Origin of the sequence: Chimaeribacter californicus, assembly GCF_002858675.1 — a bacterium.
Lineage (GTDB): Bacteria > Pseudomonadota > Gammaproteobacteria > Enterobacterales > Enterobacteriaceae > Chimaeribacter > Chimaeribacter californicus.
Genome location: NZ_PJZF01000023.1, coordinates 51,528 through 64,423 on the forward strand (window position 1 = coordinate 51,528; position 12,896 = coordinate 64,423).

A 12,896-nucleotide genomic window follows, 5' to 3' on the forward strand; every position below is an offset into this window, starting at 1 on the left:
TTATACGTTCAACGATCACTAAGAATAGTAGAATTCTTAGTATGCACCATCGCGCTTCAGCACCACGTTCACGGTCTTGAACAGAATCGCGATGTCGTTCCACAGTGACCAGTTTTTGACATACCACGCATCGAAATAGACACGGGTGTCATAATCCACATCATTACGGCCGCTGACCTGCCACAGGCCGGTCATGCCCGGTTTGGCCATCAGGTAGTAGTCCACCTCACCGGCGTAGCGTTCCAGCTCTTTCTCAATAATCGGGCGCGGGCCGACCAGGCTCATATCACCACGGAACACGTTCCACAGCTGCGGCAGCTCATCCAGGCTGGTACGGCGGATGAATTTGCCCACCTTGGTGATGCGCGGGTCGTTCTTCAGTTTGAAGTCCTTGTCCCACTCCGCACGCGCTTCGGCGTCGTTTTCCAGCAGGTTCTGCAACACTTCCTGAGAGTTGGTCACCATCGACCGGAACTTCAGGCATTTGAATTTCTTGCCGCCCAGCCCTACACGCTCATGGCCGTAGATCGACGGGCCGCCATCTTTCGACACCAGATACATCAGGATAAACAGCACCGGTGCCAGCAGCAGCATAATCACCAGCGAGCCAAAAATGTCGAAGGCGCGCTTAATCATACGTGAGGTGCGTTTCGCCAGATTGTTACTGACCCGCAGAATCATCACCTCATGGCTGAAGATGAACGACATGTCGGTACCGTACAGCGGCACACCACGCAGGGTCGGGATCACGGAAACCGAACGGCACTGATGTTTCGCCAGGTTTTTCAGCCAGTAGTCACGCAGCGAGTGCTCTTCAAACTCCACCGCCACAATGAACTGGGTATCTTCAGTGTTGGTGAGGTCCCACAGGGTTTTCTCATCCTGAATCACCGGCTTGCCCATCATTTCGGTATCGCTGCACGGGGTGACGGCATAGAACGCCACCACGTCAAAGCCCAGCACTTCTTCACTCTGCAACGCCACATAGGCTTCGCGGGCGTTTTTCTGGTTACCGATGATCACGGTCTGTTTACGCCAGTACCCCATCTTGTTCAGCAGGCGTTTCACAATCGAACGCGCCAGCGGAACGGTGATCAGAATAGTGACCCAGGTCAGCAGCCAGAAGTAACGGGATAATTCCCATTTTGAGAAGCCCACCATCGCCAGGGCGATAATGGCGAAAATCGCCAGGGTGCGCAGGGTCTCTTTCAGCTCGAACCAGAACGGCTTACGGTAGGTATAATGGCGCAGGCGAACCCAGAACCAGACCACCGCAATCAATGAGAGCAACAGATGCGCTAAATAGAAAGAGGTCATCTCGTAGCGCGGAATATAGAGATACACGTCGTCAGTGACATGACGTAATATCGCGATCGCGAAAAACAGCGAGAGATTAAAGAACAGGAAATCGGATATTGCCAGTGACAGCTTAACAAAAAAGCCACTCAAATTTACATTATAAACGCGCATAATTGACTCTTCTTATATATTCATACTTGCCAAGAAGGTATCAAACGGGCAACGCGTGCCTGAGCGCTGCCCGTTTGTGCCAAGTAAAAATTAATCCCGTAATAGTTTTAATATTTCTTCGGTTTTTTCATTCATCAGCGCGGTATTACGGCGTGATTCCACATTCAGGCGCACCACCGGCTCGGTGTTGGAGCTGCGCAGGTTGAAGCGCCACTCGGCATACTCCAGGCTGATGCCGTCGGTCTGGTCGATGTTCAGCGCGTCCGGGGCGAAACGGTTGTACACGCGCTGAATCGCCTCTTTCGGGTTGGCAATCACGCTGTTGATCTCGCCGGAGGCCGGGTAGGCTTCCATGCGGTCAGAGACCAGCTCGCCCAGCGATTTTTTCTTCAGGCACAATAGCTCAGCCACCAGCAACCACGGGATCATCCCGCTGTCGCAGTAGGCGAAGTCGCGGAAGTAGTGGTGCGCGCTCATTTCGCCGCCATAGATGGCGTCTTCTTTGCGCATACGCTCTTTGATGAACGCGTGACCGGTTTTGGACATCACCGGCTCGCCGCCGGCGGTGGTGACGATGTCCACGGTGTTCCAGCTCAGGCGCGGGTCATGGATGATTTTCGCGCCCTGCTCTTTCTCCAGGAACGCCTGGGCCAGCAGGCCGACGATGTAGTAACCCTCAATGAAGCGGCCTTTTTCGTCGAACAGGAAGCAGCGGTCAAAGTCACCGTCAAAGGCGATGCCCATGTCGGCGTTGTGCGCCAGCACGGCGGCGGTGGTGTCTGCGCGGCACTCCGGCAGCAACGGGTTAGGGATGCCGTTCGGGAAGTTGCCGTCCGCCTCGTGGTGCACCTTGATGAACTCCACCGGCACGCCCTGCGCTTTGAAGCGCGCTTCGATGGCGTCAACCACATGGCCGGCCGCGCCGTTACCGGAGTTGAGCACCAGCTTCAGCGGGGTGAAGTTTTTCAGGTCCACGTAGCCCAGCAGGTGTTCGGTGTAGGCATCCAGCAGGGAGATCTGCTTGTAGCTGCCGCGTTTGGCCGGGTCAACCGGGGCGAAATCGTTGGCTTCCGCCAGGCGCTGCACATCGCGCAGGCCGGTGTCGCCGCTGATCGGCTTAGCGTTTTCACGCACCAGCTTCATGCCGTTGTAGTTCATCGGGTTGTGGCTGGCGGTGACTTCGATGCCGCCGTCAATGCCCAGGTGGAAGGTGGCGAAGTAGATCTCTTCCGTGCCGCTCAGGCCGATGTCAATCACGTTGGTGCCGGCGTCCTGCAACCCTTTGGCCAGGGCGAGTTTCAGCCCTTCGCTGGTCAGACGCACATCCCCACCGACGACAATCGTCTCCGGCTTCAGATATTCCCCATAGGCACGCCCGATCCGGTAAGCAATATCCTCATTAAGTTCTTCACCTAATTGACCGCGAATATCGTAGGCTTTAAAGCATGACAATGAAGTTGGCATATACAGTTCCTTGAGCAAAATATCCCACACCGGCGTGCCGGAAACGGCACGCCCTGGTGAATAATAATCTGGTGAATAATAAAAAGATAATAAAGGGTAAATTACACCCGGCCGTAATTGTCCTGGAAACGGACAATATCATCCTCTTCCAGATAGGCGCCCGAGCGCACTTCAATTAAATCCAGCGAAATTTTGCCGGGGTTTTCCAGCGAATGGGTTTCACCCAGCGGAATATAAATGGATTCATTTTCCGTCAGGATAAATTGCTCTTCGCCCTTGGTGACTTTGGCCGTCCCGGCGACCACCACCCAGTGCTCAGCACGGTGATGGTGCATCTGCAGGGAGAGTTTCTCGCCCGGCTTCACGGTGATGCGTTTCACCTGGTAACGCGCACCGGCGTCGATGGAGTCATATTTGCCCCACGGACGGTAAACTTCGCGGTGAATGTGGTGTTCCTGGCGACCGGCGGATTTGATCTTCTCAACGATCTTCTTCACGTCCTGCACCTGGTTAACGTCGGCAATCAGCACGGCGTCTTTGGTCTGCACTACCACCAGGTTCTGCACGCCCACGGTGGTCACCAGGCTTGACTCTGCAAACACATAGTTGTCCTGCGAGTTGTGGCTGATGACATCACCCTGATGCACGTTGCCGAGTTCGTCTTTCTCGCTGATTTCCCACAGGGAAGACCACGAGCCGACGTCGCTCCAGCCGGCGTCCATCGGTACCACGATGGCGTCCTGGGTTTTTTCCATCACCGCATAGTCAATGGATTCGTCCGGGCAGCGCAGGAACGCGTCCACGTCCACCCGCACGAAATCGAGGTCCGGGTCGATGGTGCCCACGGCGTCGGCACAGGCCCCGCCGATGTCGGCGCGGAATTTGTTCAGCTCTTCCAGGTAACGGCTGGCACGGAACAGGAACATGCCGCTGTTCCAGTAGTAGTGGCCGCTCTCCAGGTACGCCTGGGCGGTGGCCAGATCCGGTTTTTCACGGAACTCGGCCACGCTGAACGCCACTTCATCCGGCGCGTTGACCGGGTTGTCCAGCGCCACGGCTTCGCCGCGCTTGATGTAACCGTAGCCGGTTTCCGGGCCGGTCGGCACGATGCCGAAGGTCACCAGTTTGCCTTCCTGCGCATACGGGATGGCGTCAGTCACGGCTTTCTGGAAAGCGGCGGTGTCTTTGATCACGTGGTCTGCGGCCAGCACCAGCATCAGCGGGTCTTCGTCCGCGCCTTCAGCCTGGTCCACCGTCAGGGCCGCCAGGGCGATCGCCGGGGCGGTGTTACGGCCGGCCGGCTCCAGAATGATGTTTTTGGTCAGCTTGCCCATTTCACGCAGCTGTTCCGCCACAATAAAGCGGTGTACTTCGTTGCAGATCACCACCGGGTTCTGGCAGCTCAGCCCATCCAGGCGTTTCAGCGTGGATTGCAGCATAGTCTCGCTGCCGTTCAGGTTCAGGAACTGCTTCGGGTAAAGAATACGGGATAAGGGCCACAAACGGCTGCCGGAGCCGCCTGCCATAATCACTGGATAGAGTTTCGTTGAGCTCATGAGATTTCCCCTTACACCTAGTAAATGATCTGCTTGGATTCGTTGAACGCCTGCCATTTGGCATCGACGTATTGCCGCATCTCCTGACGGAAACGCGCTTCTGAAAACTTGGTGGCATTCAGCCGGCAGTCCGCGGCGGTAATCGCGTCGCGGTTCTGTTCGAAACGTTCAACGGCGGCCACCAGGCTCGGCACGGTCTGCGCGTCAAAGAACAGGCCGGTCGGCTGCGCCACGCCCAGCGGGCGCACGGTTTCCAGCGCCCCACCCTTGCCGAAGGCAATCACCGGCGTGCCGCAGGCCTGCGCTTCCACCGGGGAGATACCGAAATCTTCCTCAGCGGCAAACACAAACGCCTTGGCGCGGCGCATGTAATCCACCAGCGTGGCGTCATCCTGGAAGCCCAGGATCTCGATGTTGGGCTTAGCCAGGCGTTTCACTTTCTCCATCTCGCTGCCGTCGCCAATCACTACCAGTTTTTTGTCCGGCATGGCGGCAAAGGCTTCGACGATCAGGTCCATACGCTTGTACGGCACCATGCGCGAGGCGGTGAAGTAGAACTCTTCTTTGTTCTCATTCAGCATAAAGCGATCAACGTTCACCGGCGGATAGATCACATCCGCCTTGCGGCCGTATACCTTGTGGATACGGCGGGCAATAAACTGCGAGTTGCCGATGAAATGGTCAACACCCTTGGCAGTGCGGTAGTCCCACAGGCGCATCTTGTGCAGCAGGTACTTGGCCAGCGAGCCTTTCAGCCCTTTGTCCAGCCCGGCACCGCGCAGGTACTGGTGCTGGAGGTCCCAGGCGTAGCGGATCGGTGAGTGCACATAGCTGATGTGCAGCTGGTCCGGGCCGGTCAGCACCCCTTTTGCCACCGCGTGGGAACTGGAGAGCACCACGTCATGCGCGGAGACATCCAGTTGCTCAATCGCCAGCGGCATCAGCGGCAGGTAGTTCTGGTACTTCTTCTTCACCCGCGGCAGGTTCTGCGCGAAGGAGGTGATGGCGCGTTTGTTGCCGATTTTCTGGCGATCTTTGTCAGACAGGAAATCAATCACGGAGTAGAGATCCGCGTCCGGGTAGATCTGCACCAGTTCGCTCAGCACCTTCTCGGCACCGGCGTAGGTCACCAGCCAATCGGTGACAAACCCTACGCTATAGTTATTTTCCATTGTGTTCCTCGGCAATGACTTCATTCAGGGCTTTCCTGACTTTCTCAGCGGTTTTTTCCCACGAAAATTTCTTCGCCTGAATGAATCCTTTCGCAATCAGTTTTTCCCGCAATGCCTCATTAAAATAGAGCTGGTTCATTGCAGTTGAAATATCGTCCACATCCAGTGGGTTGACCAAAATAGCCGCATCGCCCGCCACTTCCGGCAATGAGGTGGTATTCGAGGTAATCACCGGCGTGCCGCAGGCCATGGCTTCAATAACCGGCAGGCCAAATCCTTCATACAGCGAGGCAAATACCAGGCCGCTTGCGCTCTTATAGAGTGAAGGCAAATCTTCCAGGGCGACAAAGTGGGTAAAATGTACCCGGTCGGTCACCTTTAATTTTTCCATTAAGGTGGTCAGCTCTTCATTCGGCTTGCCGGTAAATACCAGCTTTACCTCTGGCGGTAAATTCGCCTTACTGAAGGCTTCCAGTGTCCGCAGCTCATTTTTGTGGGCTTTGCGGTTACTCACACACAAGAAGTATTTGAAGTCGACATTATAAGGTTTTACATCAACATTAAAACTTTCTGATACGCCATTACCGACGTTAATGACCTTATTAGGATTAATACCACTCCACTCCACAATGCGTCGCTTGGAAAATTCTGAAACGGTCAGGATTTTTTTCGCCTTCCTGCACCCGTTCCGGATAATCACTTGATAAAACAAACGCTTGAACTTACTGGAGTTTTCAGGCCGATCCAGGTGATTCAGGTCGTGCACCGTAAACACATAAGGAATTTTCGAAAACAGCGGCGGGATATATCCCGGGAAAAAAATCACATCACCGCGTTTTGACAGACTGGCCATCGCCGTTTTTATCGTATCCGCCGGGGAAACCGGTTTGCCGGAAAAATTTGCACTCTCAAACTTATTTATCCGATTAATCTCATCCGCGAAAGTACCAATGCCGCCTGAACCGTCCCATCGGTTGTCGAAAATAATCCTACTCATTAGTCATCTCTCTGCGATAGACACTATAAAACCCGAGGTATAACCACGGATACACCATATATAACTGCGCACCGAGTAAAAACGGCAGAACGAACAGGACAAAAAACACCATGCCCATTTCATTGAATTTGAAATACCGGATTGTGGCGATTAAAAACAGGATTACCCCTATTGCGCCATTCTCAATCATCAGGTTGAAAAATCCGCCCAGGCCGGTTAAATCCCAGCCGGGGACTACCGGGAACGGGCCGCGGTATTCGGAATTATTCCGCACCAGGGAATAAGCCCCGAGGCCCACACCAATATAGGGGTTATCTGCAATGATATTCGGCCCGATATAGGTGGCGGCGATTCGCCCCATCACCAACGACGGGTCATTGCCGCGCAGCGCCAGCACCTCGTTGAGGTTGCTCAGGTCATCCACATAGTTTTCCGCCACCTTGTACATCACCGCGCCGCCGAGCAGTACGCCCACCAGCATCAGGGTGGAGAAGCGGAACACATTTTTCGGGTTAATGAAGCTGCGCAGGAACGGGTAACGGAAGGTCATCGCCAGGAAGCCGAACACCGCCGCACCGACGATACCGGCCTTGGATTGCGACAGCAGCAGCGCCACGGCAAACAGCGACAGGAACAGCTTACGCTTCAGGAACATCAGCTCGAGCAGCAGCAGGGTACTGATGTAGAGGCCATACGGGCCGCCTTCCACATAGAAGCCGCGCATACGGTGCGTCGGGCCGTAAGAGACCAGCTTGCTGCCGGCGGCCACGTCCACCATAAACAGCGCAAAGATCCCAAGCAGGATGATGCCGTTATAGTTCAGGAACTTGCGCACAATGTCCGTGTAGGAGAGGCCGTTGTTGCGGTAGAAGTTAAACGGCAGGCAGGCCACCACCAGGCAGAGCACCAGCTCCACAAACCGCACCAGCGAAATAACGTACTTGCTTTTCAGCCCGCCGTAGTTGGAGAAGTAGACGTCGGCGGTGGCCCCCTTGAACAGCGAGAGCAACATCAGCAGCACAAACACCACCAGGAACACCAGCAGTTTGGTTTCAATACGGCGGATAAAGAACGGGAACAGGGAGATCGCCATCAGCTCCCATACCTTGACCGGCCCCAGCGCCACGTCAGTAAGCTGACAGGCGATGGCGGTAAAGAAAATAACAATGCTGGAAATCGACAGGCCGCGGCTGTTTCCCATGCTCATGGCCCGTGAGCTGCTCATCATCATAGACGTTCTTCTTTTATTGTAGAGTTGACGGAGTGACCGGCATTCAGGGTCTGGCGGCTCGCCTGCCCCGCGCCGGGAAGGCGCGTGCCCTCCGGCCGGCGGGCAGTGATGCCGTGCTGTGTGCTGACATAGTCAGAAATTTTTGCGGCCAGGGCCGCCGGCTCATCGGCCGCGTCCTCTGCCCCATACACCGCGTCCGCGGGCAGGTAATCTTTCATCCCGTCACGGCGCGAGGCGATGATTGGGATGTTGCGCTTCTGGGCTTCCAGCATCACCAGCGGCACACCCTCAAACTGCGACGGGATCACGATGAAATCCGCCCCGGTGGCATAGGGCCACACCGGGCTGACCCAGCCGAGGAAGCGGAAACGCACGTTGTCCGGCAGCGTGGCGGCCCGCGCTTTCAGTGCCTCAAGATCCGGGCCGTCACCTGCCACCACCACGTCAAAGGTCACCGGCAGAGAGCCGAGGCGCGCCAGCGCGTCTGCCAGTACATCCTGCCCTTTCTGGCGGAAGCTGACGCGGCCCGGCATCAGGATGCGCACGGTGCCGGGTTGTGGGGTAAAGGCATACCCGACGCCGCGGATCTCAGCCACCGGCGGGGCCGGCACAAAGTTCGGCAGCACGCGCACCTGCGCCCGGGGGTTCCAGCGGCGCAGGTCGTCGGCGAAACAGGCGGAAATGGTGATGTAGCGTTGGCAGCGCTTATAGGCCACCGCGCCCAGCGCATCTTTCACCCGTGCCAGTTTCGCCCCCATTTTGCTGAAGCTGTGGGCGTAAGGAATATAGGAGATCACCGAAATCTTCTGGCGCGCCGCCATATTGACGAACACCGACCCGAGTTCGATATCCCCCTGGATAAGCACAATGTCATCCACCCGCGGGGCCAGCGCTTTCAGGAAGCGGGCCGCACGGGCGCGCAGGCCCAGGTTGAAGAAGGCGTGCAGGATCTCCAGTTTCTGGTGGCGCACATCGTGTTGCTGGTAAGGGATGTGTGCCTGATCCAGGATCGCCATCAGCTTCTGGTTATCATCCGGCACAAAGCAGGTCAGCTTCAGCCCTTTGTGCCGAAGTTTTTTAATGTGCTCGAGAGCCATCAGTTCATGGCCGCCCACAATGGCAGCGGTGAAAACAATGGCAATGTGACGATTTTTTAGCGTTGGCATACGGCGTCGCGGCTCTGTGAGTTATCGGAAAAAATGCAGTAACGGGTTACGCGTGAATCGGGCGCTGGCTGACCACTTTGGCCGGCACCCCGGCCACGATGCTGAAGTCCGGGACGTTCTTGGTCACCACGGCCCCGGAGGCGATGACGCACCCGTTGCCGACCCGGACGCCGGGCAGGATCACCGCCCCGGCCCCGATCCAGACATCATCCCCGATGGTGACAGAGGTTTTCACGTTGTCCCACAAGGCATCTTTCATGTATTCGGTGGTATTTATTTCATGGTTACTGGCGATCATGCTCACATATTGGGAAATAATACATTTCTTGCCGATAATTATTTCCCCGCCCGAGGCACGAATATTGTTATATTCGTTAATAGCCGTATCCTCACCCACCACAATACGGCTGCGGACGCCTTTTTTGGCCATCTCATCGGAACAGGTAATCACACTGCCTTTACCGATGGAGACGCCGGGTTTCAGCGTCAGCTCATTTTCAGGCCCAATAAACACCGAGGCGGAACTGTCAATACGCACCCGGTTGGCGCGCATTTTTGCCCGGAAACCCAGATGGGATAAATATTTCAGCGCATCCTTCACCATCAGAAGAATGAAATAAATAGCACTCATTGTTATTCCTTGCTCAAGCGCGTGTCGGCTACATCAATATTTTGCGGGCCTGGTATTTAATCACGTTAACCACGTTACCCGGATAACAGACCTGCATCAGATCCTGCATGGAGAGTCTTTCATCGCGCGCCATTTTGTAATTGAACAGCAGGTTTTTGCGGTGCGCTGGTTTCAGCAGCTTGCGGTGTTTGGTCACGAACTGGTTGTAACCAATCTCCAGCTTGTTGCTCTTGGTGATGCGGCCGAACTCATGCTCCAGGTGCTGGATGTAGGTGGCTTCGCAGATGTTGTACCCTTCCCCGTAGCGCGCCCCGAGGCGGACCCAGGTGTCGTAATCCTGCCAGGCTTTGAAGTTCTCATCGAAGCCGCCAATCGCACGCAGATAATCGGTTTTGGTAAAGACCTGGCTGCCGACGATGTTCTGGTATAACAGGGAGTCCAGCCGGATATGGGTAACTTTATTAAAGCCTACTTTCTGATGCTTACCGAAATTAAAGATAATCCCTGAACTCAGATACGGGTATTTATGGCGCTCATAGAATTTGACGAATTTCTCAATGCGCTCCGGCAGGAATTCATCATCATCATCCAGGCCGGTAATATAGTGGCCGGTGGCGGCATTAATGCCTAAATTACGGGCCGCACACGCGCCTTTGGGTGTTTCATTTTTCAGGTAGACAATATTGTCATGCAGGGCCTGATAACGCTCCACCAATTGTTGGGTATCGTCTGATGAGCCATCATCGCAAATCAGGATTTCCACATTCTTATAAGTCTGGTTAATCACCGACTTAATCGCCCGCTCCAGCAGTGAAGACCGGTTGTGCGTCGGAATATACACGGACACGCGTTTTTCGTTCATAGTTTTACTCTCTGCTCGTGGTGCGTCTTAATAGAGACTCATCCGTAAGGTCGCTTATTACCCACCCCTGAATGCGCGGTGGCATAACCATTGCAGTACAGCCCGGTGATGTTGCCGGCCAAAACCGGCAGAGGATGGGGCAGCCTCAAAGGCTGCCCCGGTGGTGCGTTACTGCTTGGCAGACTTGTACTCGTATTCGTAGTAGCCGTAATCACCGTAGTAATTGCTGGCTTTCTTAATCACGGAGTTGAGGATAACGCCCTTGATCTCGATGCCGTTCTGTTCGAACCGGTTGATACTGACTTCGATCTCTTTCAGGGTGTTAACGCCATAACGTGCCACCATCAGCGCCGTACCGGCTTTGCGCCCGACAATCGCTGCGTCCGTCACTGCCAGTACCGGCGGGGTGTCGATAAGCACGATGTCATAGTTGGCGCTGGCCCAGGTCAGCAGCTCGTCAAAGCGCTCATGCATCAGCAGCTCAGACGGGTTAGGCGGCACCTTACCGCGGGTGATGATGTCAAAGTTCGCCACACCGGCACTCTTCACGGCATTCTGGATGCTGCTCTGGCCGGAAAGGATGTCAGACAAGCCGCTGTTATTCGGCAGGCCGAGCAGGTCATGGGTGTAACCTTTACGCATATCACCGTCGATGATCAGCACGCGTTTCGCGGTTTGCGCCACCACCACCGCCAGGTTGGTACAGACGAACGTCTTACCAATGGACGGGCTGGCACCGGAGATCATCAGGATATTGTTTTTCGCTTCCAGCATGGCGAAGTGCAGGCTGGTACGCAGGCTGCGCACCGCTTCCACCGCCAGGTCGGTCGGGTTGCCGATCGCCAGCACACCGGCGGCCTGCTCTTTGCGTTTGGCATTTTTCAGGTTGCCGGCAAAGATTTCACGATCCTTCTTCTGCTGCCATTCGGAGAGCGGGATGCTGGCGTAAACGTTGATCCCGGCTTCTTCCAGCACCGATGGGCTTTCGATGCCGCGGTACAGCATGATTTTCACCACAATCCAGAAGATGGAGACAATCAGCCCCAGCATAATGGCGATGATGATGATCAGGATTTTCTGCGGCTTCACCACGCCCGGCTGGGTCAGCGCGTTATCCACGATACGCACGTTGCCCACGGTACTGGCTTTGGTGATGCTCAGCTCCTGCTGTTTGTTCAGCAGTTGCATGTAGACTTCCTGGCCGGCCTGCACGTCACGGGTCAGGCGCAGGATCTCCTGTTGGGTCTCCGGCATGGAGCTGACGCGTTTGTTCAGGTTGTTCTTTTCATTTTCCAGGGTCTGGCGTTTTTCCAGCAGCGTGCGGTACGCCGGGTGGGACTTGGTGTACAGCTTGGAGATCTCTGCCTCACGGAAGGTCAGCTCGTTCAGCTGGCCTTCAAGGCCCACCATCTGGTCCAGCAGCGCCTTAGTCTCCAGAGACATGTCAACCGAGTCGTTCTGCTGGCGGTAGCGGTTCAGCTTGTCTTCTGCGGCATCCAGCTTGCTGCGCACTTCCGGCAGCTGCACACGCAGGAATTCCAGGCTTTTTTCCGCTTCAGCCGATTTGCGCTCAACGTTCTGCATCAGATAGTTGTTGGCAATGCTTTCCAGGGTTTTCTGGGTCAGGTCAGGGTCCGCACCGGTCAGTGACAGGTTCAGCACGCCGGTATCACGGCCTGCATCCTCAATCACTATCTGGTTCTGGATCTGCTTGATGGCAGAAATTTCCGGGCGTTTGATGATGTCAAAACGGGTGCCCGGCTCGGCTTTCACGTCGCTGACCAGCAGGCTGAAATCGCCCTCGGTTGCCAGTTTGCCGACTTCGCCTTTGAGCACTTCACCGTCGTCGGTGGAGAGCACGAAGTGTTTGCTGTCAACCAGCTCCAGCTCCAGCGGCTTGTTCATCCACACCGTCGGCACACTGAAACGGGACACGGCGATCTGGGCCGGCTTCTGGCCGGTGATGCGCGCCCAGCCACTGCCGAACACCGGGAAGTGATGCTCCTGTACCTGGGTGTCCAGGTTCAGGTCAGCCACGGTTTTCCCCAGGACCATACGGGACTGGATCAGCTGGATCTCCGCGTCGGAGCCCGGCTTGGCGCCCGGCATAATGCTGTCGAGGTTGTCCATGATCGCGTTACCGACCGTGGATTCCACCTGTACCATGGCATCCGCTTTATAAATAGGCGTCGCGAACAGGGTATAAATAATGCCGATAACGGCGAACAGGGAGGTAATCCCGATGATCAACCAGCGGTGATCCAGCAGCGTACCAAGGAGCCTGCCCAGGTCGATTTCGTCATTGCCGCCCATGTGGCTTGATTGAACTTTATTTTTCTCAGACATC

Annotated in this window: 10 protein-coding genes; all 10 read right to left on the bottom strand. The window is 55.7% G+C overall.

Annotation, left to right across the window (positions count from 1 at the left end; genetic code table 11):
• Positions 1 to 36: 36 nt before the first annotated feature.
• Positions 37 to 1,470 carry an undecaprenyl-phosphate galactose phosphotransferase WbaP gene (gene wbaP, locus CYR55_RS19945; RefSeq protein WP_101818090.1) on the bottom strand — a complete coding sequence of 478 codons (1,434 nt, stop codon included), beginning with the start codon at positions 1,468 to 1,470 and terminating at the stop codon, positions 37 to 39.
• A gap of 90 nt (positions 1,471 to 1,560) precedes the next feature.
• Complete coding sequence (gene cpsG / locus CYR55_RS19950) at positions 1,561 to 2,934, bottom strand: phosphomannomutase CpsG (RefSeq protein ID WP_101818091.1); 1,374 nt, start codon at positions 2,932 to 2,934, stop codon at positions 1,561 to 1,563.
• Between the two features lie 101 nt (positions 2,935 to 3,035).
• The gene (gene cpsB, locus CYR55_RS19955; RefSeq protein ID WP_101818092.1) at positions 3,036 to 4,490 is read right to left on the bottom strand and encodes a mannose-1-phosphate guanyltransferase; all 1,455 of its coding nucleotides are present in this window, start codon (positions 4,488 to 4,490) and stop codon (positions 3,036 to 3,038) included.
• A 17-nt stretch (positions 4,491 to 4,507) separates the two neighbouring features.
• Positions 4,508 to 5,662: a glycosyltransferase family 4 protein gene (locus CYR55_RS19960; RefSeq protein WP_101818093.1), complete on the bottom strand. Its 1,155-nt coding sequence runs from the start codon at positions 5,660 to 5,662 to the stop codon at positions 4,508 to 4,510.
• Entirely contained in the window at positions 5,652 to 6,659 is a 1,008-nt protein-coding gene (locus tag CYR55_RS19965) for a glycosyltransferase family 4 protein (RefSeq protein WP_101818094.1), read from the bottom strand. The genes CYR55_RS19960 and CYR55_RS19965 overlap by 11 nt, the downstream gene beginning before the upstream one ends.
• Positions 6,652 to 7,890: an O-antigen ligase family protein gene (locus CYR55_RS19970; RefSeq protein WP_241522195.1), complete on the bottom strand. Its 1,239-nt coding sequence runs from the start codon at positions 7,888 to 7,890 to the stop codon at positions 6,652 to 6,654. The genes CYR55_RS19965 and CYR55_RS19970 overlap by 8 nt, the downstream gene beginning before the upstream one ends.
• Positions 7,887 to 9,056: a glycosyltransferase gene (locus CYR55_RS19975; protein WP_101818095.1), complete on the bottom strand. Its 1,170-nt coding sequence runs from the start codon at positions 9,054 to 9,056 to the stop codon at positions 7,887 to 7,889. Before CYR55_RS19975 ends, CYR55_RS19970 begins: the two co-directional genes overlap by 4 nt.
• A 46-nt stretch (positions 9,057 to 9,102) precedes the next feature.
• Complete coding sequence (locus CYR55_RS24145; RefSeq protein WP_277622347.1) at positions 9,103 to 9,687, bottom strand: acyltransferase; 585 nt, start codon at positions 9,685 to 9,687, stop codon at positions 9,103 to 9,105.
• A gap of 28 nt (positions 9,688 to 9,715) precedes the next feature.
• Positions 9,716 to 10,549 carry a glycosyltransferase gene (locus tag CYR55_RS19985; protein ID WP_101818096.1) on the bottom strand — a complete coding sequence of 278 codons (834 nt, stop codon included), beginning with the start codon at positions 10,547 to 10,549 and terminating at the stop codon, positions 9,716 to 9,718.
• A gap of 168 nt (positions 10,550 to 10,717) precedes the next feature.
• Positions 10,718 to 12,895, bottom strand: coding sequence for a tyrosine-protein kinase Wzc (wzc, locus tag CYR55_RS19990; protein WP_101818097.1), 2,178 nt, complete (start codon positions 12,893 to 12,895; stop codon positions 10,718 to 10,720).
• Position 12,896 lies beyond the last annotated feature (1 nt).

Coding starts and splice junctions, on each gene's coding strand:
- wbaP (WP_101818090.1), bottom strand. CDS start 1,470: ATGCGCGTTTATAATGTAAATTTGAGTGGCTTTTTTGTTAAGCTGTCA.
- cpsG (WP_101818091.1), bottom strand. CDS start 2,934: ATGCCAACTTCATTGTCATGCTTTAAAGCCTACGATATTCGCGGTCAA.
- cpsB (WP_101818092.1), bottom strand. CDS start 4,490: ATGAGCTCAACGAAACTCTATCCAGTGATTATGGCAGGCGGCTCCGGC.
- CYR55_RS19960 (WP_101818093.1), bottom strand. CDS start 5,662: ATGGAAAATAACTATAGCGTAGGGTTTGTCACCGATTGGCTGGTGACC.
- CYR55_RS19965 (WP_101818094.1), bottom strand. CDS start 6,659: ATGAGTAGGATTATTTTCGACAACCGATGGGACGGTTCAGGCGGCATT.
- CYR55_RS19970 (WP_241522195.1), bottom strand. CDS start 7,890: ATGATGATGAGCAGCTCACGGGCCATGAGCATGGGAAACAGCCGCGGC.
- CYR55_RS19975 (WP_101818095.1), bottom strand. CDS start 9,056: ATGCCAACGCTAAAAAATCGTCACATTGCCATTGTTTTCACCGCTGCC.
- CYR55_RS24145 (WP_277622347.1), bottom strand. CDS start 9,687: ATGAGTGCTATTTATTTCATTCTTCTGATGGTGAAGGATGCGCTGAAA.
- CYR55_RS19985 (WP_101818096.1), bottom strand. CDS start 10,549: ATGAACGAAAAACGCGTGTCCGTGTATATTCCGACGCACAACCGGTCT.
- wzc (WP_101818097.1), bottom strand. CDS start 12,895: ATGTCTGAGAAAAATAAAGTTCAATCAAGCCACATGGGCGGCAATGAC.